Origin of the sequence: Pseudomonas haemolytica, assembly GCF_009659625.1 — a bacterium.
In the GTDB taxonomy this organism is placed as follows: domain Bacteria; phylum Pseudomonadota; class Gammaproteobacteria; order Pseudomonadales; family Pseudomonadaceae; genus Aquipseudomonas; species Aquipseudomonas haemolytica.
Genome location: NZ_VOIW01000001.1, coordinates 673890 through 695582, shown reverse-complemented (window position 1 = coordinate 695582; position 21693 = coordinate 673890). Strand labels below are relative to the sequence as shown.

Sequence of the window (21693 nt, the reverse complement as noted above, 5' to 3'; positions counted from 1 at the left end):
GCACGCCCCATGTACAAACTGACCGTTGAAGGCCTGCATAAAAGCTATGGCGACAATGAAGTGCTCAAGGGCGTGTCGCTCAAGGCCAAGACCGGTGATGTGATCAGCCTGATCGGCGCCAGCGGCTCCGGCAAGAGCACCTTCCTGCGCTGTATCAACTTCCTGGAAACCCCCGACGATGGCGCCATGACCCTGGATGGCCAACCGATCCGCATGGTCAGTGACCGCCACGGCATGCGCGTAGCCGACGACGCCGAGCTGCAACGCTTGCGCACACGGTTGGCGATGGTTTTCCAGCACTTCAACCTGTGGAGCCATATGAGCGTGCTGGAAAACATCACCATGGCCCCGCGCCGGGTTCTGGGTTGCAGCAGGAAAGACGCCGAAGACCGCGCCCGCCGCTACCTGGACAAAGTCGGGCTGCCGACGCGTGTAGCCGATCAATACCCGGCGTTCCTGTCCGGCGGCCAGCAGCAACGCGTGGCCATCGCCCGCGCCCTGGCGATGGAGCCGGAGGTGATGCTGTTCGATGAGCCCACCTCGGCCCTCGACCCGGAACTGGTGGGTGAGGTGTTGAAGGTGATCCAGGGCCTGGCCGAGGAAGGCCGCACCATGATCATGGTGACCCACGAGATGAGCTTTGCGCGCAAGGTCTCCAGCCAGGTGTTGTTCTTGCACCAGGGCCTGGTGGAAGAGCAAGGCACGCCAGAGGATGTGCTGGGCAATCCGAAAAGCGAGCGTCTGCAGCAGTTTCTGAGCGGCAATTTGAAATAAACCTTTGCGACGTCTGGAGGGTCTCTGCAATAGAGCCTCCAGAGCGTCAGCTGCCGCATGGCAAAAACCCACGACTTCGCAAAACAATGGTTTGCTGCCAAAGGCTGGAAACCGTTCGCCTTTCAGAAAGACGTCTGGGCAGCGGTCAAGGCGGGCCAATCAGGGTTACTGCATGCCAGCACCGGTGCGGGTAAAACCTATGCCCTGTGGTTTGCCGCCCTCAACCGTTTCGCCATCACTCGCCCGCCCGCCACTGGCAAGCGCAAACCACCCGCTGAGCCGCTGACCGTGTTGTGGATCACGCCCATGCGCGCCTTGGCCGCCGACTCCGCACGCGCCCTGCAGGCACCGCTGGACGCCCTGCAGATTCCCTGGAGCGTGGGCCTGCGCACCGGCGACACCAGCAGCAGCGAACGCGCCCGCCAGACACGTCGTCAACCCACCGCATTGGTCACCACTCCGGAAAGCCTGACGTTGATGCTGGCGCGGGCCGACAGTGAAACGAGCCTGGCGCACCTGCGCATGGTGATCGTGGATGAATGGCACGAACTGATCGGCAATAAGCGTGGCGTGCAGTTGCAACTGGCGCTTGCACGCTTGCGGCGCTGGCATCCTGAGCTGATGGTGTGGGGTATTTCGGCGACCTTGGGTAATCAGGCCCACGCGCTGGAGGTACTGGTGCCACAGGGTGGCGGGATCAATGTACAGGGGCAAACGGCCAAGGAGCTGAAGGTCGACACCTTGCTGCCGCCCGTCACCGAGCGTTTTCCCTGGGCTGGGCATATTGGCTTGAAGATGTTGCCGCAGGTGGTCGCCGAGGTGGAGGCCAGCAGCAGTTGCCTGGTGTTTACCAATACTCGGGCGCAATCGGAGATCTGGTATCAGGCGATTCTGGAGGCCCGCCCGGACTGGGCCGGATTGATTGCCCTGCACCACGGTTCGTTATCGCGGGAAACCCGGGACTGGGTGGAGCGCGCCTTGAAAGACGGCCAGCTCAAGGCGGTGGTGTGTACCTCCAGCCTGGACTTGGGAGTCGACTTCCTGCCAGTGGAACGGGTGCTGCAGATTGGCTCCGCCAAGGGCGTGGCGCGACTGATGCAACGCGCCGGGCGCTCCGGCCATGCGCCGGGGCGGCCATCACGGGTAACACTGGTGCCGACCCACAGTCTCGAACTGGTGGAAGCCGCAGCCGCCCAGGATGCAATTTCCCAGCGGCGCATCGAAGCGCGGGAATCGCCTCACAAGCCGCTGGATGTGCTCGTACAACATCTGGTCAGCATGGCCCTCGGCGGCGGGTTTACCCCGGATGCATTGCTGGCAGAAGTGCGCGGCGCCTGGGCCTATCGCGACCTCACCGAAGCGGATTGGGCCTGGGCCTTGGGGTTTGTGCGCCATGGTGGCCTGTCACTCACCGCTTATCCGGATTACCGCCGCGTGGAGCCCGACGAGCACGGTATCTGGCGTGTCCCGGATGCGCGCTTGGCGCGCCGCCATCGCATGAGCGTGGGGACCATCGTCAGCGACGCGAGCATCCAGTTGAAGTTCTGGAGCAAGGGCGGCGGCGGCAAGAACCTGGGCAGTGTCGAAGAAGGCTTTATTGCACGGCTCAAGCCCGGGGATGGCTTCCTGTTCGCCGGGCGGTTGCTGGAACTTGTACGGGTGGAAAACATGACCGCCTATGTACGTCGCAGCAACGCAAAAAAAGCCGCCGTGCCACGCTGGAATGGCGGGCGCATGCCACTTTCCAATGAACTGGCCCAGGCGGTGGTCGAACGTTTTGATGCCGCAGCGCAAGGGCACTTCGACGGCCCGGAGATGCAGGCGGTACAACCGTTATTGCGCACCCAACTGCGCTGGTCCGGCCTGCCCACACGCGGGAATCTGCTGGCAGAAACCCTGCAATCGCGGGAGGGCTGGCACCTGTTCCTGTATCCATTCGCCGGGCGCCAGGTACACCTGGGCCTGGCGAGTTTGCTGGCGTGGCGGGTCAGCCAACAGCAGCCGCTGACCTTTTCGATTGCAGTGAATGATTATGGCCTGGAGCTATTGAGTGCTACCGAGGTGCACTGGCCGCAGCTGTTGAATGCGGCGTTACTGAGCCCGCAGCACTTGCTGGCGGACGTGGTCGCCAGCCTGAATGCCGGAGAGCTTGCCCTGCGCCGCTTTCGCGAGATTGCGCGGATCGCCGGGCTGGTGTTTGCCGGGTATCCAGGCGCGCCGAAAAGCACGCGGCAGGTGCAAGCCTCCAGCGGCCTGTTCTTTGAAGTGTTCAAACAGTACGACCCGCAGAACCTGTTGCTGGCCCAGGCCGGGGAAGAAGTCCTGCGTGATGAGTTGGATATTCGTAGGCTGGAACAGACATTACGACATTTAGCGGCGCTGAAGCTGGACCTGCACGTGATTCAGCGACCTACGCCCCTAGCCTTCCCGCTGCTGGTTGAGCGCATGCGCGAAAGCATGAGCTCGGAAAAACTCTCGGAGCGCATTGCACGAATGGTCAAGGATCTGGAAAAAGTCGCGGATAAAGGAAAAGGTTGATGCATTGCACACTGACACTGGAGGGCGAAGAGCTGTGGTTATTGGCGGACAAGGCGCTGTACTGGCCCGCTCGTCAGTGCCTGCTGATTGCCGATGCGCATTTTGGCAAAGCATCGGCCTATCGCAGCCTGGGACAACCTGTGCCCCAGGGCACCACCACGGCCAATCTGGAACGCCTGGACAGGCTATTGGCGGCGCTGCCTTGCGCGCAGTTGATCTTTCTCGGTGACTTCCTGCATGGCCCAGGCTCTCACGCCAGCAGCACCCTCAGCGCGATCCGGGCCTGGCGTGCACGCAATGGCGAGTTGGCCTTGACCCTGATTCGCGGCAATCACGATAAACGCGCCGGCGATCCCCCGGACGACTTGAGAATTGAGGTAGTCCCGGAGCCGCTATTGATGGGCCCTTTCGCCTTGCAACACGAACCCGACGCTCACCCTAGCCACCATGTATTGGCGGGGCACGTGCATCCGGTGTATCGCTTGTGCGGCAAAGGCCGTCAGCGCTTGCGCCTGCCGTGCTTCCAGATGGGTAAGCGGGTCAGCCTGCTACCGGCGTTTGGCGCATTCACGGGAGGTTATGCCGTGGAGCAGGATGATGATCACCGAATCTTTGTGATCGGCGACCACAGGGTTTGGCCGATTCAGTGAAGCGCTGACCGGCCGTCCGAATATCAGGCGACAGGTGCCGGTGGTGGCTCATCAGGCAGGGTAGGCTCACCTGGTTCGGTGGGCTGTGGGTAATCGGGCTCAGGTTGGCCGGGGGGAATGCCGCCCGCGTGAGCGGGGTTGGCCATCAGGGACCAGGCCAGAACACCAATCTGGTTGGGTTCAAGCCGGGCGAGTTCTGCGCTGATTCGCGGGTCGATCTTCATAAGGTACTCCTCAAGCGTGGCCCGACGCGTTTTGCACGCGCCGAGGCAGTACACCTAGATAGAGTCACTTTCCGCAGACTAATTCCCTTTGACCGTAGGAGCTTTCGATCAAGCGCGTGGGAGAGTGACGCCACGCTGGCCCTGATACTTGCCTGCACGGTCTTTGTAGGACACTTCACAAGCCTCGTCGGACTGCAGGAACAGCATCTGTGCCACGCCTTCGTTGGCGTAAATCTTCGCCGGCAAGGTAGTGGTGTTGGAAAACTCCAGGGTCACGTGGCCTTCCCACTCCGGTTCAAGCGGCGTCACGTTGACGATAATGCCGCAGCGCGCGTAGGTGCTTTTACCCAGGCAAATGGTCAACACGTCGCGAGGAATACGGAAGAATTCCACAGTACGCGCCAGGGCAAAGGAGTTTGGCGGGATGATGCACACGTCGCTCTTGACGTCGACGAAGCTTTTTTCGTCGAAGTTCTTCGGGTCGACGATCGCCGAATTGATGTTGGTGAACACCTTGAATTCATCGGCGCAACGCACATCGTAGCCATAGCTGGAAACGCCGTACGAAATGACACGTTCATCGCCTTCGCCACGAATCTGGCGCTCGACGAACGGCTCGATCATGCCGTGTTCCTGCGCCATGCGGCGAATCCACTTGTCCGATTTGATGCTCATGGCGGTGTCCTGAATAGCGAGGTGGAAAAAATCTGTGGGCCATCTTACCGGGGCCGGCCCTGGGGTTCAAAGGCCACAGGGGTTTTCTTGCTGAATGCACGGCCCGCCATAAGCCGCAGCCAGCGGGGCCGGTGTCCGGGTTACCGTCAAGGGTGACTGTAAATACCACCGTCAGTCACGAAATTAGAGAAACCTTCGGAAATACCATTGGCACGTTCCTGAAAAAGGGTTAAGGTGGCGCCACTGTGCTGCTTGTGTCACTGAGAATCTCTACACGATATGTTGAATTTCGATCCAACCATCTCCAAGAATTTTTCCTGCTCTTTGCACTCAGTCTCGGCCAGGGCTTTTCCTGAGTCGCAGTTAACTTTGTTCAAGGAGTTACACCATGTCTAATCGCCAAACTGGTACCGTTAAGTGGTTCAACGATGAAAAAGGCTTCGGCTTCATCACTCCACAATCCGGTGACGACCTGTTCGTTCACTTCAAAGCTATCCAATCCGACGGCTTCAAAAGCCTGAAAGAAGGCCAACAGGTTTCTTTCATCGCTACCCGCGGTCAGAAAGGCATGCAAGCTGAAGAAGTTCAAGTTATCTAACTTGTACTGACTCAGTCGAAAAAACCCCGCCCTTAAAAGCGGGGTTTTTTTATGCCTGGAATTTGGTCATACATAAATAAAAATGCCATACGCAAAATGTGGGAGGAGGCTTGCTCCCGATAGCGGTGGACCAGTCGATATTTGGATTGACTGACACACCGCTATCGGGAGCAAGCCCCCTCCCACATTCATGCACTCAAGCTGCGTCGCTTATTGGAACAACGACTCGCTCGACAAGCCATTCTTCTCGAGGATCTCACGCAAGCGCTTGAGGCCCTCCACCTGGATCTGTCGCACCCGCTCACGGGTCAGGCCGATCTCCAGACCTACATCCTCCAGGGTGCTGCTCTCATGGCCGCGCAGGCCGAAGCGGCGAATCACCACCTCACGCTGCTTGTCCGTAAGCTCTGACAACCACTGGTCAATACTTTGGGAAAGATCAACGTCCTGTAACAGTTCGCAAGGATCCGTTGGACGATCATCCGTCAGGGTGTCCAGCAGGGTTTTATCCGAATCCGGTCCCAGCGAGACATCGACCGAAGATACCCGCTCATTAAGGCCCAGCATGCGCTTGACCTCCCCTACCGGTTTTTCCAGCAGGTTGGCGATCTCTTCAGGCGAAGGTTCATGATCGAGTTTTTGAGTGAGCTCACGCGCTGCCCGCAGGTAGACGTTGAGCTCCTTGACCACATGGATCGGCAGCCGGATCGTACGGGTCTGATTCATGATCGCCCGCTCGATGGTCTGTCGGATCCACCAGGTGGCATAGGTTGAGAAGCGGAAGCCCCGCTCAGGGTCGAACTTCTCCACAGCCCGGATCAGGCCCAGGTTGCCTTCCTCGATCAGGTCCAGCAGGGATAACCCACGATTGACGTAGCGTCGAGCGATTTTCACCACCAGGCGCAGGTTGCTTTCAATCATGCGTTTGCGCCCAGCCGGATCGCCCTTTTGCGACAGACGCGCAAAATGGACTTCTTCTTCGGGGGTCAACAGAGGGGAAAAGCCGATTTCATTGAGGTACAGCTGAGTCGCGTCGAGCGCCCGCGTGTAATCAATGTACTTGTGTTGCTTTAACGCGGTGGAGTTCTTGGATTTGGTGCGAACTGAAGGTGGTGCCGCTCCTTCATTATCTGACATCGAATCCGTATCGATACTGGCCTCCATAAGGAGAACCTCATCGTCGATGTCAAACTCCGGCGCTTCTTTACTGAGAGCCATTGTTATAGTCCTTTGGTGAGTTCGACCTCAAGCTCAAGCGACGCCTTTATCCTTGGCAACGCTGGAGCCTGTTCCTTCTACGTGAGGGAACAGGCTGTGCAACACATCAACGACGGGGTAAGAATTGCAGCGGATCTACAGGTTTCCCTTGGCGGCGAATCTCAAAGTGCAGTTTCACCCGGTCTGTACCAGTTGACCCCATTTCGGCAATTGTCTGTCCGACTTTGACTTGCTGCCCCTCCCGAACCAACAACCTGCGGTTGTGACCGTAGGCACTGACGTAGGTATCGCTGTGTTTGATGATGACCAGCTCGCCGTAGCCCCGTAAACCACTCCCGGCGTACACCACTGTCCCATCAGACGCAGCTAAAACAGGCTGTCCCAAATCCCCGGCGATATCAATGCCTTTATTCAAACTACCGTTTGAAGAGAATTTTCCAATTAACACTCCGTTTGAAGGCCACCCCCAACCGGTCGGTGCAGGCCCCGCAGGTGGCAGCGGCGCGGGTGCCGGCTTGCCCGCAACCGTAGGCGCGGCGCTACCTGCAGGCCGGGTGATGACGGTAGTTTTGCTCGAAGACGAGGGCGAAGATCCCGATTTTGTCACAACTGCCGTAGATGCCGAACCGGAGCGACCATCGAAACGGATAGTCTGGCCGGGATGTATCGTATAAGGCACAGGAATGTTGTTACGGGCGGCCAGCGCTTTGTAGTCCCAGCCATAACGGAAGGCGATCGAGAACAGTGTGTCGCCCTTGCGCACCACATATTGGCCGGTGGTCACCGTCGGTCTTTGCGGTGCTGCGCGGTCAACTACCCGCGCACCGCCCGATGGCGTGCTCGAGCAGGCCGCCAATAAGGAACTCAAGACAAGGCCAAGCACCAGTCGCTGAAAGCTTGTTTTACTCATTCGCTGCGCAGGACCTGTGAGACTCACCCGCCGCTCCCTTTGTGGTGGCTGAACGTTAACGCCTGTATCAGGCTTGAAATATGACGCAAGTATAACTGGGCGTTGGCTTTTTACCGGCACACGACTGAAACGAAAAATTCATCATGTTTAATACCGGCCGCCAAGCATGTTGATTCAATAGACCCCGCCGTAAGACACATCCTCGCCAACAGAATTCACTGCTTGCGAAGAAATCATCAGGCCAACGGACCATTGAGCAACGGTACGAATCGCACGGCACCGAGCACATGCCGGGAAAAGCCTTCGTCTTCACGGATAATAAGCATCAACTGTTGCACTTCGCCGGAGCCCACCGGGATGACCAGCCGCCCGCCAGGTGCCAATTGATCCAGCAAGGCTTGCGGCACATCAGTGGCCACCGCGGTGACGATGATGCCGTTGTACGGCGCCAGCGCCGGCCAGCCTTCCCAGCCGTCGCCCCAGCGAAACACCACGTTGCGCAGGTTCAGCTCCACCAGACGTTCCTTGGCCCGGTCCTGCAGCACCTTGATGCGCTCTACCGAGAACACCCGCTCCACCAATTGCGACAGCACGGCTGTCTGGTAGCCAGAACCCGTACCGATTTCCAGCACCTTGTCCAAAGGCCCCGCCGCCAGCAGCAGCTCGCTCATGCGCGCAACCATGTACGGCTGGGAGATAGTCTGGTTGTGGCCGATGGGCAACGCCGTGTCTTCATAGGCGCGGTGCGCCAAGGCTTCATCGACAAACAGATGCCGCGGCGTGCGCCGGATCACTTCCAGTACCTGGGGGTTGGACAAGCCCTCTTCATACAGGCGCTGGATCAATCGCTCCCGTGTGCGCTGGGAGGTCATCCCGATGCCACGGCGCAACAGGTCGTCTTGTTCACGAGCCATCAACGCAGACCCTCCAGCCAGCCATCGAGACCACTGAAGGCATCACTGAAGGTGCGATCAAACTGCAACGGGGTAATCGACACATAACCTTGCATCACCGCGTGAAAGTCCGTGCCCTCTCCGCCATCCTCGGCGTCACCGGCTGCGGCAATCCAATAGCCTTCCTTGCCGCGCGGATCGACCACCTTCAGGGGCGCCGCCGCACGGGCGCGATGGCCCAGGCGCGTGAGCTGGATACCGCGGATATGATCGAGGGGCAAGTTGGGGATATTGACGTTGAGTACCGTACGCGGCGGCAGGTCCAGGGAGCCATGAGCTTGCACCAGCTTGCGTGCGAAATACGCCGCCGTCGCCAGGTTATCCAATTGGCGCGAGGCAAAGGAGAAAGCGAACGCGGTGCGACCCAGAAAGCGCCCTTCAAGGGCCGCCGCCACGGTGCCGGAATACAGCACGTCATCACCCAGGTTGGCGCCCAGGTTGATACCCGAAACCACCAGGTCCGGCTCATGCTCCAGCAAACTGTTGATCGCCAGGTGCACGCAGTCGGTGGGGGTGCCGTTCACGCTGATAAAGCCATTGGCCAGGACCTGCGGGTGCAGTGGACGGTCGAGCGTCAGCGAACTGCTGGCGCCGCTCTTGTCCTGGTCGGGGGCAACCACCACGCACTCGGCGTAATCTTGCAACGCAGCATAGAGCGCGGCAAGACCGGGCGCGGTGGCACCGTCATCGTTTGATATCAGAATACGCATGGGCTGTCCGTCTGCCCCACCGGCGCCAGATCAACAAGTTCGCGCACCAAGACAGTGGCGAAGCATCCGGCCGGCAGGACGAATTCCAATTGCAGAATGTCAGGCTCGGGATAATGCCACGTCAACCCGCCAATGGGCAGTCGCAGAATGCGACGTTCCTGGCTCATACCTGCATTCACCAACCAATCACGCAGGTCGGCCTCGCTGGCAGCGACAGATTGTTCCAGTTCATGTGTAAGACCTGTCGCTGGCGAGTCACCCTCGCCCCACTGCGGGCCGGTCGGGTGCAGGTCCAGGATCGCCAGGCGCGGGTCGCTGCATTCAGCCTCCCCGGCCGGAAAAAAACTGCGACTGTCAGTAAAAGCCAGCAGGTCACCCACTTGGGCGCGCTGCCAGGAACCGTCGGCGACACGCGCCGCCAGCACTTTATTGAACAAGTAGCTGCGGGCGGTAGACAACAGCCGCGAGCGCACATTGCGCTGCTCCGGCAGGGCCTTGCGCGCTGCCCACTCGCGGGCATCCACCACATTACCGCCGTTGTGGCCGAAACGCTGGGCGCCGAAATAATTGGGTATGCCGTGCTGAGCGATCAACTGCAAACGCGCGTCGATGGCGGCGGTGTCGCCGGCCAGCTGGGTCAGGCGCAAGGTGAAGCCGTTGGCCGAATGGGCGCCACGCTGCAACTTGCGCTTATGACGGGCGGTTTTCAGGATCTTGAGGGTATCGTTTTCCGCACCGCTCATGTCCGGGTCGGCCTTGCCGGGCAGTTGCACGCTGAACCATTGCCGGGTCAGGGCCTGGCGGTCCTTGAGCCCGGCATAGCTGACGGTGCGCAACGGCACGCCGGCGGCCTTGGCGATACGCCGTGCAGCCTCTTCGGTATTCAAGCCGCGCTTTTCCACCCACAGCCACAGGTGCTCGCCCTCGCCGGTCAGCGGGATGTCCAGCACTTCATCAACCTGGAAGTCTTCGGCCGTAGCCTTCAGCACTGCGCTGCCCAGGGCCTCGCCGTAGGCCCGTGGGCCCAGCAGTTGCAGGTCGTTCATGCGCGCAGCAACAAGGCGACGGAGTGCACCGCGATGCCCTCTTCACGACCGGTAAACCCGAGCTTTTCGGTGGTGGTGGCTTTCACGTTGACTTGATCCAATTCAATTTGCAGGTCTGCGGCGATCAGCGCACGCATCGCTTCGATATGCGGGGCCATTTTCGGCGCCTGGGCCACGATGGTGTTATCGACGTTACCGACCCTCCAGCCTTTGGCATGGATCAAGCCGACCACATGGCGCAACAACACACGGCTGTCCGCACCTTTGAAGGTGGGATCGGTATCCGGAAAGTGCTTGCCGATGTCCCCCAATGCCGCCGCACCGAGCAACGCATCGCTCAAGGCATGCAAGACAACGTCGCCGTCGGAATGAGCCAGCAACCCATGGTGGTGTGCAATGCGCACGCCGCCCAAGGTGATGAAATCGCCTTCAGCGAAACGGTGCACATCGTAGCCGTGGCCAATACGCATAAAAAAACGCCCCGATTTAATTCAGGGCGTGATTCTACCTACTTTTGCCGCACATTAACCGAGCAAAGCACGACCATGATGTCGCAAATGGTCTTCGATGAAGCTGGCGATAAAGAAGTAGCTGTGGTCATAGCCGGGCTGCAGGCGCAGTTCCAGCGGGTGGCCGGCTGCCTTGGCCGCTTGCATCAGGGCCTCAGGCTTGAGCTGAACCGTGAGAAAATCGTCGCGATCACCCTGGTCCACCAGCAGCGGCAGCTTTTCCGAGGCTTCGCTGATCAGTACGCAGGCGTCCCACTCACGCCACTTCGAACGCTCTTCGCCCAGGTAACGGGAAAAGGCTTTCTGACCCCACGGGCAGTCCATCGGATTGTTGATCGGCGAAAACGCCGATACCGACTGGTAACGCCCAGGGTTGCGCAACGCACAGACCAACGCGCCGTGCCCGCCCATGGAGTGACCGCTGATGCCACGTTTATCCGACGCAGGGAAATGCGCCTCCACCAATGCCGGTAATTCCTGCACCACGTAGTCATGCATCCGGTAGTGCTTGGCCCAGGGCTCCTGGGTGGCATTCAGATAGAAACCGGCACCGAGGCCGAAGTCCCAGGCGTTATCCGGATCGTCCGGCACACCAGGGCCACGGGGGCTGGTGTCCGGCGCCACGATGATCAAGCCCAGCTCGGCAGCCATGCGCTGGGCTGCGGCCTTCTGCATGAAGTTCTCATCGGTGCAGGTCAAGCCGGACAGCCAGTACAGCACCGGCAACTTGCCGCCCTGCTCCGCTTGCGGCGGCAGGTAGACGGCGAAGGTCATGTCGCAACCGAGCACATCGGAATGATGCTTGTAGCGTTTATGCCAGCCGCCGAAGCTCTTCTGGCATGACAGGTTTTCCAGACTCATGGCCAACCTCAGAAGTGAATGACGGTACGAATGCTCTTGCCTTCATGCATCAGGTCAAACGCTTTGTTGATATCTTCCAGACCCATGGTGTGGGTGATGAAGGTATCCAGTGGAATTTCGCCGGTCTGGGCCATTTCCACATAGCTTGGCAACTCCGTACGACCACGCACGCCACCAAACGCCGAACCGCGCCAGACGCGCCCGGTGACCAGTTGGAACGGACGCGTGGCGATCTCCTGGCCAGCACCGGCAACACCGATGATCACCGATTCGCCCCAGCCTTTGTGGCAGCACTCAAGGGCCGCACGCATCAGTTGCACATTGCCGATGCACTCGAAGGAAAAATCCACGCCGCCATCGGTCAGGTCGACAATCACGTCCTGGATTGGGCGATCGTAGTCTTTCGGGTTGATGCAATCGGTGGCGCCCAGTTGCTTGGCGATTTCGAACTTGGCCGGGTTGATATCAATGGCGATGATGCGGCCGGCCTTGGCCTTGACCGCACCGATCACCGCCGACAGGCCAATGCCACCGAGACCGAAGATCGCTACGGTGTCGCCTGGCTTGACCTTGGCGGTGTTGATCACCGCGCCAATGCCGGTGGTGACGCCGCAACCGAGCAGGCAGACTTTCTCCAGCGGCGCTTCTTTAGGAATCCTGGCCACGGAGATTTCCGGCAGTACGGTGTACTCGGAGAACGTCGACGTGCCCATGTAGTGGAAGATCGGCTGACCTTTGTAGGAGAAACGCGTGGTGCCATCCGGCATCAAGCCCTTGCCCTGGGTGGAACGAATGGCCTGGCACAGGTTGGTCTTGCCCGACAGGCAGAATTTACACTTGCCACATTCCGGGGTGTACAGCGGGATCACATGGTCGCCGACGGCTACCGAGGTCACGCCCTCGCCGATGGCTTCCACCACTGCACCGCCTTCGTGGCCAAGGATCGAAGGGAAAATGCCTTCCGGGTCTGCGCCCGACAATGTGTAGGCGTCGGTATGGCACACGCCGGACGCTACCACCCGCAGCAGCACCTCGCCGGCCTTGGGCATGGCGACATCCACTTCAACAATCTCAAGAGGCTTCTTGGCCTCGAAGGCTACGGCAGCGCGGGACTTGATCATCCGGGTTTCTCCATCGGGTTAAAAACTAAGACCGTCAGTGTAAAACATAGCCAGGTGATGAATAATCCGGGCAAAAGCAAAACATTATTGCTATATGGGGACAATCAACATGCTGGAGAACCGCTGGGAAGGCATCGATGAGTTTGTCGCGGTCGCCGAATGCAGCCAATTCACAGCAGCGGCCGAGCGGCTGGGGGTATCGTCCTCCCACATCAGCCGGCAGGTGGCGCGCCTGGAAGAACGCCTGCAAACCCGATTGCTGTACCGCAGTACGCGAAAGGTCACATTGACCGAAGCGGGCCAGACGTTCCTGCAACACTGCCAACGCCTGCAGGACGGTCGTGAAGAAGCCTTGCGTGCGGTGGGCGACCTCACCAGCGAACCCAAGGGCATGTTGCGCATGACCTGCGCCGTGGCGTACGGCGAACGTTTTATCGTGCCTTTGGTCACGCGGTTCATGGCGCTCTATCCGCAATTGCGCGTGGATATCGAGCTGACCAATCGCCCGCTGGACCTGGTCCATGAAGGCCTCGACCTGGCCATCCGCCTGGGGCGCCTGCAAGACTCGCGCATGGTCGCCAGCCGCCTGGCGCCTCGGCGCATGTACCTGTGCGCGTCACCCTCCTACCTCGAACGCTATGGTCGGCCGCATAGTTTGTCGGAGCTGAGCCGGCATAACTGCCTGATCGGCAGCTCGGATATCTGGCAACTGGCCCAGGATGGGCGGGAGTTTTCCCAGCGCGTGCAGGGCAACTGGCGCTGCAACAGTGGGCAAGCGGTGCTGGACGCAGCGCTGCAAGGCGTTGGTTTATGCCAACTGCCGGACTATTACGTGCTGGAGCATTTGCACAAAGGCACGCTGGTGTCGTTGCTCGAGGCCCACCAACCGCCCAATACCGCGGTGTGGGCGCTGTATCCACAGCAGCGGCATTTGTCACCGAAGGTCAGGAAGTTGGTGGATTACTTGAAGGAGGGGTTGGCTGAGCGGCCGGAGTACAGCCGGTAATCAATGGCTGTTTGTGCCGGCCTCTCCCACATTGACCGCATGCCTACAGGGTAAACGCGGTTGAAGGTGGAAGCTGGCTTGCCTGCGATGAAGTCGACGCTGTTTAACTGCCTACCCGCGGTTCGCCCACCGCAACCGCAACCACTCCAGATCTTCAGGGCGGGTCACCTTGATATTATCCGCACGCCCTTCAATCAGCCGCGGCGCCTGGCCAGACCATTCCATGGCCGAAGCTTCGTCGGTGATCACGGCGTCCGCTACCAGGCTGTCGGCCAAGGCGCGGTGCAAGGCACCCAAGCGGAACATCTGCGGCGTGTAAGCCTGCCAGATCAGGCTGCGGTCAACGGTTTCAACCACGCGGCCATGCTTGTCGACACGCTTGAGGGTGTCGCGGGCGGGTACCGCCAGCAAGCCGCCCACTGGATCATCGGCCAATTCCGCCAGGAGCTTGTCGAGGTCATCGCGGCTCAAGTTAGGCCGCGCAGCATCGTGCACCAACACCCAGTCGTCATCACTGGCGCCCAGGGCGTTGAGGTGCAGCAGTGCATTGAGCACCGAGCCGGAGCGTTCCAAGCCGCCGTCCGCACGCTGGATACGCGGGTCAGTGGCGCACGCCAAGGTGGGCCAATAAGGATCATCATCTGCAAGACTGACCACCAGGCCCTTGAGCGCTGGATGGTCGAGAAAACAGCCGAGGCTGTGTTCGAGAATAGTGCGCCCGCCCAATTGCAGGTATTGCTTGGGACGGTCCGCGGCCATACGGGCACCGACGCCCGCGGCAGGAATCACGGCCCAAAAGGCCGGTAAAGCATTATTCATTGGGCCAACTGGTAGAGGGTTTCGCCCTCCTTGACCATGCCCAACTCATGGCGAGCCCGCTCTTCAACGGTCTCCGTACCTTTTTTCAGCTCAAGCACTTCGGCATCCAGGACGCGGTTGCGCTCCAGCAGGCGTTCGTTTTCGGCACGCTGGTCGGCAATTTGCTGGGTCAGCTCTTCCACCTGCGCAAAGCTGCCATTACCGACCCATAGGCGGTACTGCAGGCCAGCCAGCAACAAGAGCAAGACGAGGAACAACCAATTGGGACTGCGCATCGAAATCCGGGTATCCAGTGAAAAAAGACAGTCATGCAAACCTTTTGCAGCAACTGATAGCACGAAGCCTGGAAAAACCAGGCTTGCGCTTGTCAGTCAGCAGATTAGCGCCGAAATTCATACTTTCGTGAGATTTCTGACGCAATCCGCCGACTTTTTACCATTTACTGATTAACCGCGAAACTCACCGCGACCGTTGTACTTGGCTTTACCTGCCAATTGCTCTTCGATGCGCAGCAATTGGTTGTACTTGGAAACGCGATCAGAACGGCACAGGGAACCGGTCTTGATCTGGCCCGCCGAAGTACCCACGGCCAGGTCGGCAATGGTGGAGTCTTCGGTTTCGCCGGAGCGGTGGGAGATCACGGCGGTGTAGCCCGCAGCCTTGGCCATCTGGATGGCTTCAAGGGTTTCGGTCAGGGTGCCGATCTGGTTGAACTTGATCAGGATCGAGTTGGCGATCTTCTTGTCGATGCCTTCTTTCAGGATCTTGGTATTGGTCACGAACAGGTCGTCACCCACAAGCTGGATTTTCTCGCCGATCTTGTCGGTGAGGATTTTCCAACCATCCCAGTCGGACTCGTCCAGGCCGTCTTCGATCGAGATGATCGGGTAGCGCTGGGTCAGGCCCTTGAGGTATTCAGCGAAACCTTCGGAGTTGAACACCTGGCCTTCGCCGGACAGGTTGTACTTGCCGTCTTCGTAGAACTCGCTGGCAGCGCAGTCCAAAGCCAGGGTCACGTCGGTGCCCAGTTTGTAGCCAGCGTTGGCCACGGCTTCGGAGATCACTTTCAGTGCATCTTCGTTGGAGGCCAGGTTCGGTGCGAAACCACCTTCGTCACCTACTGCGGTGCTCAGGCCACGGGCCTTCAGTACAGCCTTGAGGTGATGGAAAATCTCGGTACCCATGCGCAGGCCTTCGGAGAAGGACTTGGCGCCCACCGGCTGCACCATGAATTCCTGGATGTCGACGTTGTTATCAGCGTGCTCGCCACCGTTGATGATGTTCATCATCGGAACCGGCATCGAGTACACGCCTGGAGTGCCGTTCAGGTTGGCAATGTGCGCGTACAACGGCAGGTCCTGGTCCTGGGCAGCGGCCTTGGCAGCAGCCAGGGAGACGGCGAGGATCGCGTTGGCGCCCAGGCTGCCTTTGTTTTCGGTGCCATCGAGCTTGATCATCGCGTGGTCCAGGGCTTTCTGGTCCAGCGGGTCCTTGCCCAGCAACAGGTCACGAATCGGACCGTTGATGTTGGCTACAGCCTTGAGTACACCCTTGCCCAGGTAACGGCTCTTGTCGCCATCACGCAGTTCCAGCGCTTCGCGCGAACCGGTGGAAGCACCGGACGGCGCGCAGGCGCTGCCGATGATGCCGTTATCGAGAAGCACGTCGGCTTCGACGGTGGGGTTGCCACGGGAGTCGAGAACTTCACGACCTTTGATGTCGACGATTTTTGCCATTGTTGTAAACACTCCAAAGTTGACGAAAACGACGCAGCTGAAGGAAATCTTTTGACCGACCGCAAGGGTGGAACAACGGGGCAGGCTTGCAGACGACAAGGCTCAGGCCCAAGGGCCTGAGCATTTAGCGTGGGATACTTTACCGGAGAAATGGCAGTTACGCGGTCTCTACTGTCGGAAAACTCTTGACCAGCTCGTCCAACTGCTTGAGTTGGGCCAGGAATGGCTCCAGCTTGTCCAGGCGCAGGGCGCATGGGCCGTCGCACTTGGCGTTGTCCGGATCCGGGTGCGCTTCGAGGAACAGGCCAGCCAGGGACTGGCTCATGCCCGCCTTGGCCAGGTCGGTCACCTGGGCACGCCGCCCGCCAGCAGAGTCCGAGCGACCACCGGGCATTTGCAGCGCGTGGGTCACGTCGAAGAACACCGGGTATTCGAACTGCTTCAAGATGCCGAAACCGAGCATGTCCACCACGAGGTTGTTGTAGCCGAAGCTCGAACCACGCTCACAGAGGATCAACTGGTCGTTACCCGCCTCCACACACTTGCTCAGGATGTGTTTCATTTCCTGGGGCGCGAGGAACTGGGCTTTCTTGATATTGATCACAGCGCCGGTCTTGGCCATGGCGACCACGAGGTCGGTCTGGCGTGACAGGAAGGCCGGCAGCTGGATGATGTCGCACACCTCGGCGACCACGGCAGCCTGTTCAGGCTCGTGGACGTCGGTGATGATCGGCACGCCGAAGGCTTGCTTGATGTCCTGGAAGATCCGCATGCCTTCTTCAAGGCCCGGGCCGCGATAGGAGGTCACGGACGAACGGTTGGCCTTGTCGAAGCTGGCCTTGAACACATAAGGGATACCCAGTTTCTGGGTGACCCGCACGTACTCTTCACAGACCTGCATTGCCATGTCGCGACTTTCCAGCACGTTCATGCCGCCGAACAGCACCATGGGCTTGTCGTTGGCAATCTCGATGTCGCCTACGCGAATGATCTTCTGGGCCATCAGGTTTACGCCTTCTTCTGATGTTGCGTCAGTGCTGCTTTGACGAAACCGCTGAACAACGGGTGACCGTCGCGCGGCGTCGAGGTGAACTCAGGGTGGAACTGGCAGGCCACGAACCACGGATGATCCGGCGCCTCGACCACTTCAACCAGTTTGCCATCACCGGAGCGACCGGAGATTTTCAGGCCGGCTTCTTTGATCTGCGGCAGCAGATTGTTGTTCACTTCGTAGCGGTGACGGTGACGCTCGACGATCACATCCTTGCCGTAGCAGTCGTGTACCAGCGAACCGGCTTCCAGCAGGCAATCCTGTGCGCCAAGGCGCATGGTGCCGCCCAGGTCGGAAGTTTCGGTACGGGTTTCAACAGCGCCGGTGGCGTCTTCCCACTCGGTGATCAGGCCCACGACCGGGTGGCCGCTGGTGTGATCGAACTCGGTGGAGTTGGCGTCTTTCCAGCCCAGCACGTTACGCGCGAACTCGATGACGGCCACTTGCATGCCCAGGCAGATACCCAGGTACGGCACCTTGTTTTCACGGGCGTATTGCACCGCGGTGATCTTGCCTTCCACGCCACGCAGGCCGAAACCGCCTGGAACGAGGATCGCGTCGACACCTTCGAGCAGCGCGGTGCCCTGGTTCTCGATGTCTTCGGAATCGATGTAGCGCAGGTTGACCTTGGTACGGTTGCTGATGCCGGCGTGACTCATCGCTTCGATCAGCGACTTGTACGCATCCAGCAGCTCCATGTACTTGCCGACCATGGCGATGGTGACTTCATGCTCAGGGTTGAGCTTGGCATCGACCACCGCTTCCCACTCGGACAGGTCAGCGCCATTGCACTGCAGGCCGAAACGCTCAACCACAAAATCATCCAGCCCCTGCGAATGCAGGATGCCCGGGATCTTGTAGATGGTATCGGCGTCTTCCAGGGCAATCACCGCACGTTCTTCAACGTTGGTGAATTGCGCGATCTTGCGGCGCGAGGAAATGTCGATCGGGTGATCGGAGCGGCACACCAGCACGTCCGGCTGCAGGCCGATGGAACGCAGTTCCTTGACCGAATGCTGGGTTGGCTTGGTCTTGGTTTCGCCGGCGGTGGCGATGTACGGCACCAGCGTCAGGTGCATCAGCATCGCGCGCTTGGCGCCGACTTCGAAACGCAGCTGGCGGATGGCTTCGAGGAACGGTTGGGATTCAATGTCACCCACGGTGCCACCGATCTCGACCATCGCCACGTCGGCATCGCCGGCACCCTTGATGATGCGGCGCTTGATTTCGTCGGTGATGTGCGGGATCACCTGGATGGTTGCACCCAGGTAGTCACCACGGCGCTCCTTGCGCAGCACGTGCTCGTAGACACGGCCAGTGGTGAAGTTGTTGTTCTGGGTCATGGTCGTGCGGATGAACCGCTCGTAGTGGCCCAGGTCCAGGTCGGTCTCGGCGCCGTCGTGGGTGACGAACACTTCACCGTGCTGGAACGGGCTCATGGTGCCCGGGTCAACGTTGATGTACGGGTCCAGCTTGAGCATGGTGACCTTAAGTCCCCGCGCCTCCAGGATGGCCGCCAATGAAGCGGAGGCAATGCCTTTCCCCAATGAAGAAACAACACCGCCCGTGACGAATATGTAGCGCGTCATGAAAAACCCTAGAAGTCTGCGTTAAAGCGGTCCGAGCCGCCGGGGAAAGCGAAGGAAGGCCGAAGCCCCCGATCACCTGCATTAATCACAGTGCACCTTTCAAAAAAACCGCCGCGTTGTGACAGACCAGCAATGAAACACCGGTACGTTGATCGCTACACATTTTTTGGAATCGCCCAGCAAAGACTGCTTGGTAATCGGCAACTGCTGCAATTCAGTCGAATCCACAGAAGTTGTATCAAGAAGGGAGCGTAGTCTACCGGAAAGGCTCTATCAGCTCAAACCTTGATCGCAGGTCTGTGGCAACCAATGTAATTGCCCGTCATCCATTGAGCCGGCCCATGCCCCCGCGACGGTTGGGACAGCCAGCAATTGCTCGCCCCGATAGACCAGCGGCAATCTGCCACGGACGAAGCCCGGCAAACCACTTTCATTCAGCAGGCGCTTCAAGTCGCGCCTGCCGCGGCCTGGCACTTCGACGATTTCGCCGCCCTGGCGATAACGGATCACCAATGGGCCTTCGGAGGCATTGCGGCTGAAGCTCAGCTGACCATTGCCAGGTAACTCTAGTGGCATTTGCGGATCCGGCCAGCTCACCGGTACGTCAGAAAACTCCGACCATGCTGTAGGCAACCACCAGATCCGCTCACCGCAGCGATGCAATTGGCCGTCGGCCAGGCACCACACTGGCTGTGCGTCGCCTTTGGCATCGCGCAGGGCATACCAACTGGCCCAGTGGTCGCTGTCAGGCAATCGAGTCAGCGGAGTCAGCCAATGCCGCAGGGCGTTGCGCTGGCGGGCATCGGAAAGATCGCGCAACGGAGCAAGAGTCAAGGAGGGTAAAGGCAACCAGGGAAACGCTGAAGGCTGATCCGCAGCGATCAGGTCCATGTGCGCCAGCTCATCGAGCAGGCCCTGGGCTTCACTCAGGTGCTCGGCAGTGCGCGCCAGGCTTGAGACTGCCTGGGGCCAGCGCTGCGTCAGCGTTGGAAAGACCTGGTGACGCAGGTAATTGCGCGAGAACCGTGGATCGGCGTTCGAAGGGTCTTCAAGCCACTTCAATTGGTGTTCGTGGGCGTAGGCTTGCAGTGCTCCGCGGGAAACCGCCAGCAATGGCCGCACCACGCACCCCGTCGCCAACCGGCGACACTCGGGCATTGCCGCCAGCCCACGCACTCCAGCGCCGCGCAACAGGCGGAACAGCAGGGTTTCGGCTTGATCGTCGCGATGCTGGGCGGTGAGCAGCACCTCCCCCGCCCCGATCACCTCGGTAAACGCCTGGTAACGTGCGTTACGCGCAGCCCGCTCCAGGCTGGCACCGGGTTGCACCTGTACACGCAAAACCTGCAAAGGTATGCCCAGGCTGTCACATAACGCTTGGCAATGACTGGGCCAGGCGTCAGCGGCCGCTTGCAGCCCATGATGGACATGCACAGCGCTGATGGGCGGCAGGGTTTCGGTGTTTGCCAGGGAAGCCAGAAGGTGCAGCAGCACGGTGGAATCGAGGCCACCGGAGAATGCGATATGCCAGGCCGGGGCATTGCGCCAAGGGGCCAAGGTTTTCAGGAGTCTGGCGGGTAGAGCCGGTTTCATCAGATGTCACCGCCGCAAATCTGGAATACGTGGGCCGAGCATACACAAAGCAAATGTGGGAGGGGGCTTGCTCCCGATTGCTGAGTGTCAGTCACTGCATCGGGTGACTGATCCACTGCTATCGGGAGCAAGCCCCCTCCCACATTGAGTTACGGCGTCGACTTTAGAGACCGTAGCTCATCAGGCGCTCGTAACGACGGGCCAGTAGCGCTTCGCTATCCAGCTTCTTGAGCATCGCCAGTTGCGAGCCCAACTCGGCACGGATGGTCGCGGCAGCTGCAGCCGGATCACGGTGAGCGCCGCCCAGTGGTTCGGCGATAACTTTATCCACAATACCCAGGCCTTTGAGGCGATCGGCAGTGATACCCATGGCTTCAGCAGCATCCGGCGCTTTTTCGGCGGTTTTCCACAGGATCGAGGCGCAACCTTCCGGCGAGATCACCGCGTAGGTCGAGTACTGCAGCATGTTCAACTGGTCGCAGACACCAATGGCCAGTGCACCACCGGAACCACCTTCACCGATTACGGTGGCGATGATCGGGGTTTTCAGGCGGGCCATGACGCGCAGGTTCCAGGCAATCGCTTCACTCTGGTTACGCTCTTCGGCGTCGATGCCTGGGTAGGCACCCGGGGTGTCGATGAAGGTCAGGATCGGCATCTTGAAGCGTTCGGCCATTTCCATCAGGCGGCAAGCCTTGCGGTAGCCTTCCGGACGCGGCATGCCGAAGTTGCGGCGTACTTTCTCGCGCACTTCACGGCCTTTCTGGTGACCGATCACCATCACCGGCTGGTCGTCCAGGCGAGCAATACCGCCCACGATGGCCGCGTCGTCGGAGAAGTGGCGGTCGCCGTGCAACTCGTCGAACTCGGTAAAGATATGCTCGATGTAGTCCAGGGTGTACGGACGGCGCGGGTGGCGAGCCAGGCGCGCGATCTGCCAGCTGGTCAGCTTGCCGAAGATGTCTTCGGTGAGCGTACTGCTCTTGTCTTGCAGGCGAGCGATCTCATCGCCGATGTTCAGCGAATTGTCATTGCCGACCAGGCGCAGTTCTTCGATCTTGGCTTGCAGGTCAGCGATCGGCTGTTCGAAATCAAGAAAATTCGGGTTCATA

General features: G+C 59.8%; 22 protein-coding genes. 5 read left to right on the top strand and 17 right to left on the bottom strand.

Going from position 1 to position 21693, the window contains the following annotated elements; translation table 11 throughout:
• Positions 1–9: 9 nt before the first annotated feature.
• The 3 genes from FRT59_RS03150 to pdeM are packed head-to-tail and all read left to right on the top strand — an operon-like array spanning position 10 to position 3962.
• Positions 10–774, top strand: a complete 765-nt coding sequence (locus FRT59_RS03150) for an ABC transporter ATP-binding protein (RefSeq protein ID WP_034118480.1) — start codon at positions 10–12, stop codon at positions 772–774.
• 57 nt (positions 775–831) lie between these two features.
• On the top strand, positions 832–3312 hold the full coding sequence (locus tag FRT59_RS03145) for a ligase-associated DNA damage response DEXH box helicase (RefSeq protein WP_153870368.1): 2481 nt from the start codon (positions 832–834) through the stop codon (positions 3310–3312).
• Positions 3312–3962, top strand: a complete 651-nt coding sequence (gene pdeM, locus FRT59_RS03140) for a ligase-associated DNA damage response endonuclease PdeM (RefSeq protein WP_034118478.1) — start codon at positions 3312–3314, stop codon at positions 3960–3962. The genes FRT59_RS03145 and pdeM overlap by 1 nt, the downstream gene beginning before the upstream one ends.
• Before the next feature lie 23 nt (positions 3963–3985).
• Here the strand turns inward: pdeM and FRT59_RS03135 are convergent, their stop codons facing one another.
• Positions 3986–4186 (bottom strand): hypothetical protein, encoded by a 201-nt coding sequence (locus tag FRT59_RS03135; protein WP_032877358.1) that lies wholly within the window; start codon positions 4184–4186, stop codon positions 3986–3988.
• A gap of 108 nt (positions 4187–4294) precedes the next feature.
• Positions 4295–4861 carry a dCTP deaminase gene (dcd, locus tag FRT59_RS03130; protein WP_003189215.1) on the bottom strand — a complete coding sequence of 189 codons (567 nt, stop codon included), beginning with the start codon at positions 4859–4861 and terminating at the stop codon, positions 4295–4297.
• A gap of 388 nt (positions 4862–5249) precedes the next feature.
• Here dcd and FRT59_RS03125 point away from each other — a divergent pair, with 388 nt between their 5' ends.
• On the top strand, positions 5250–5459 hold the full coding sequence (locus tag FRT59_RS03125; protein ID WP_002554837.1) for a cold-shock protein: 210 nt from the start codon (positions 5250–5252) through the stop codon (positions 5457–5459).
• A gap of 210 nt (positions 5460–5669) precedes the next feature.
• On the opposite strand, the gene rpoS is transcribed toward FRT59_RS03125, so the two are convergent.
• The 8 genes from rpoS to FRT59_RS03085 form a co-directional block, all read right to left on the bottom strand.
• The gene (gene rpoS / locus FRT59_RS03120; RefSeq protein WP_034118477.1) at positions 5670–6677 is read right to left on the bottom strand and encodes an RNA polymerase sigma factor RpoS; all 1008 of its coding nucleotides are present in this window, start codon (positions 6675–6677) and stop codon (positions 5670–5672) included.
• A 106-nt stretch (positions 6678–6783) separates the two neighbouring features.
• On the bottom strand, positions 6784–7614 hold the full coding sequence (locus FRT59_RS03115; RefSeq protein ID WP_034118476.1) for a peptidoglycan DD-metalloendopeptidase family protein: 831 nt from the start codon (positions 7612–7614) through the stop codon (positions 6784–6786).
• 209 nt (positions 7615–7823) lie between these two features.
• Complete coding sequence (locus FRT59_RS03110) at positions 7824–8459, bottom strand: protein-L-isoaspartate(D-aspartate) O-methyltransferase (protein WP_198809603.1); 636 nt, start codon at positions 8457–8459, stop codon at positions 7824–7826.
• A 41-nt stretch (positions 8460–8500) separates the two neighbouring features.
• Positions 8501–9250, bottom strand: a complete 750-nt coding sequence (surE, locus tag FRT59_RS03105) for a 5'/3'-nucleotidase SurE (protein WP_153837624.1) — start codon at positions 9248–9250, stop codon at positions 8501–8503.
• Positions 9238–10296, bottom strand: coding sequence for a tRNA pseudouridine(13) synthase TruD (gene truD / locus FRT59_RS03100; RefSeq protein WP_153870367.1), 1059 nt, complete (start codon positions 10294–10296; stop codon positions 9238–9240). Before truD ends, surE begins: the two co-directional genes overlap by 13 nt.
• Positions 10293–10766 (bottom strand): 2-C-methyl-D-erythritol 2,4-cyclodiphosphate synthase, encoded by a 474-nt coding sequence (ispF, locus tag FRT59_RS03095; protein WP_034118472.1) that lies wholly within the window; start codon positions 10764–10766, stop codon positions 10293–10295. Before ispF ends, truD begins: the two co-directional genes overlap by 4 nt.
• A 54-nt stretch (positions 10767–10820) precedes the next feature.
• Complete coding sequence (gene fghA / locus FRT59_RS03090; protein WP_198809573.1) at positions 10821–11672, bottom strand: S-formylglutathione hydrolase; 852 nt, start codon at positions 11670–11672, stop codon at positions 10821–10823.
• A 2-nt stretch (positions 11673–11674) separates the two neighbouring features.
• A complete protein-coding gene (locus FRT59_RS03085; protein ID WP_034118469.1) occupies positions 11675–12787 on the bottom strand; it encodes an S-(hydroxymethyl)glutathione dehydrogenase/class III alcohol dehydrogenase in 1113 nt (370 codons plus the stop codon).
• Between the two features lie 109 nt (positions 12788–12896).
• On the opposite strand from FRT59_RS03085, the gene FRT59_RS03080 reads away from it, so the two are divergent.
• Entirely contained in the window at positions 12897–13793 is an 897-nt protein-coding gene (locus tag FRT59_RS03080) for a LysR substrate-binding domain-containing protein (protein WP_153870366.1), read from the top strand.
• 111 nt (positions 13794–13904) lie between these two features.
• Here the strand turns inward: FRT59_RS03080 and ispD are convergent, their stop codons facing one another.
• The 7 genes from ispD to FRT59_RS03045 all read right to left on the bottom strand — a co-directional run bounded on the left by ispD (position 13905) and on the right by FRT59_RS03045 (position 21692).
• Positions 13905–14612, bottom strand: coding sequence for a 2-C-methyl-D-erythritol 4-phosphate cytidylyltransferase (gene ispD, locus FRT59_RS03075; protein WP_034118466.1), 708 nt, complete (start codon positions 14610–14612; stop codon positions 13905–13907).
• A complete protein-coding gene (gene ftsB, locus FRT59_RS03070; RefSeq protein WP_003189195.1) occupies positions 14609–14887 on the bottom strand; it encodes a cell division protein FtsB in 279 nt (92 codons plus the stop codon). The genes ispD and ftsB overlap by 4 nt, the downstream gene beginning before the upstream one ends.
• 171 nt (positions 14888–15058) lie before the next feature.
• A complete protein-coding gene (gene eno / locus FRT59_RS03065; protein ID WP_003189193.1) occupies positions 15059–16348 on the bottom strand; it encodes a phosphopyruvate hydratase in 1290 nt (429 codons plus the stop codon).
• 157 nt (positions 16349–16505) lie between these two features.
• Positions 16506–17351, bottom strand: coding sequence for a 3-deoxy-8-phosphooctulonate synthase (kdsA, locus tag FRT59_RS03060; protein WP_153870365.1), 846 nt, complete (start codon positions 17349–17351; stop codon positions 16506–16508).
• A gap of 5 nt (positions 17352–17356) precedes the next feature.
• Positions 17357–18988 (bottom strand): CTP synthase, encoded by a 1632-nt coding sequence (locus FRT59_RS03055; RefSeq protein ID WP_034118464.1) that lies wholly within the window; start codon positions 18986–18988, stop codon positions 17357–17359.
• A gap of 273 nt (positions 18989–19261) precedes the next feature.
• Positions 19262–20581, bottom strand: coding sequence for a tRNA lysidine(34) synthetase TilS (tilS, locus tag FRT59_RS03050; RefSeq protein ID WP_153870364.1), 1320 nt, complete (start codon positions 20579–20581; stop codon positions 19262–19264).
• A gap of 163 nt (positions 20582–20744) precedes the next feature.
• Positions 20745–21692: an acetyl-CoA carboxylase carboxyltransferase subunit alpha gene (locus FRT59_RS03045; protein ID WP_034118462.1), complete on the bottom strand. Its 948-nt coding sequence runs from the start codon at positions 21690–21692 to the stop codon at positions 20745–20747.
• Between the last annotated feature and the right edge of the window lies 1 nt (position 21693).

Excerpts from the sequence above, each read along its gene's own strand:
- FRT59_RS03055 (WP_034118464.1), bottom strand. The coding sequence starts at position 18,988 with ATGACGCGCTACATATTCGTCACGGGCGGTGTTGTTTCTTCATTGGGG.
- kdsA (WP_153870365.1), bottom strand. The coding sequence starts at position 17,351 with ATGGCCCAGAAGATCATTCGCGTAGGCGACATCGAGATTGCCAACGAC.
- ispF (WP_034118472.1), bottom strand. The coding sequence starts at position 10,766 with ATGCGTATTGGCCACGGCTACGATGTGCACCGTTTCGCTGAAGGCGAT.
- surE (WP_153837624.1), bottom strand. The coding sequence starts at position 9,250 with ATGCGTATTCTGATATCAAACGATGACGGTGCCACCGCGCCCGGTCTT.
- eno (WP_003189193.1), bottom strand. The coding sequence starts at position 16,348 with ATGGCAAAAATCGTCGACATCAAAGGTCGTGAAGTTCTCGACTCCCGT.
- FRT59_RS03125 (WP_002554837.1), top strand. The coding sequence starts at position 5,250 with ATGTCTAATCGCCAAACTGGTACCGTTAAGTGGTTCAACGATGAAAAA.
- pdeM (WP_034118478.1), top strand. The coding sequence starts at position 3,312 with ATGCATTGCACACTGACACTGGAGGGCGAAGAGCTGTGGTTATTGGCG.
- FRT59_RS03110 (WP_198809603.1), bottom strand. The coding sequence starts at position 8,459 with ATGACCTCCCAGCGCACACGGGAGCGATTGATCCAGCGCCTGTATGAA.
- FRT59_RS03045 (WP_034118462.1), bottom strand. The coding sequence starts at position 21,692 with ATGAACCCGAATTTTCTTGATTTCGAACAGCCGATCGCTGACCTGCAA.
- tilS (WP_153870364.1), bottom strand. The coding sequence starts at position 20,581 with ATGAAACCGGCTCTACCCGCCAGACTCCTGAAAACCTTGGCCCCTTGG.
- truD (WP_153870367.1), bottom strand. The coding sequence starts at position 10,296 with ATGAACGACCTGCAACTGCTGGGCCCACGGGCCTACGGCGAGGCCCTG.
- FRT59_RS03080 (WP_153870366.1), top strand. The coding sequence starts at position 12,897 with ATGCTGGAGAACCGCTGGGAAGGCATCGATGAGTTTGTCGCGGTCGCC.
- FRT59_RS03085 (WP_034118469.1), bottom strand. The coding sequence starts at position 12,787 with ATGATCAAGTCCCGCGCTGCCGTAGCCTTCGAGGCCAAGAAGCCTCTT.
- ftsB (WP_003189195.1), bottom strand. The coding sequence starts at position 14,887 with ATGCGCAGTCCCAATTGGTTGTTCCTCGTCTTGCTCTTGTTGCTGGCT.
- ispD (WP_034118466.1), bottom strand. The coding sequence starts at position 14,612 with ATGAATAATGCTTTACCGGCCTTTTGGGCCGTGATTCCTGCCGCGGGC.
- rpoS (WP_034118477.1), bottom strand. The coding sequence starts at position 6,677 with ATGGCTCTCAGTAAAGAAGCGCCGGAGTTTGACATCGACGATGAGGTT.
- dcd (WP_003189215.1), bottom strand. The coding sequence starts at position 4,861 with ATGAGCATCAAATCGGACAAGTGGATTCGCCGCATGGCGCAGGAACAC.
- FRT59_RS03150 (WP_034118480.1), top strand. The coding sequence starts at position 10 with ATGTACAAACTGACCGTTGAAGGCCTGCATAAAAGCTATGGCGACAAT.
- FRT59_RS03145 (WP_153870368.1), top strand. The coding sequence starts at position 832 with ATGGCAAAAACCCACGACTTCGCAAAACAATGGTTTGCTGCCAAAGGC.
- FRT59_RS03135 (WP_032877358.1), bottom strand. The coding sequence starts at position 4,186 with ATGAAGATCGACCCGCGAATCAGCGCAGAACTCGCCCGGCTTGAACCC.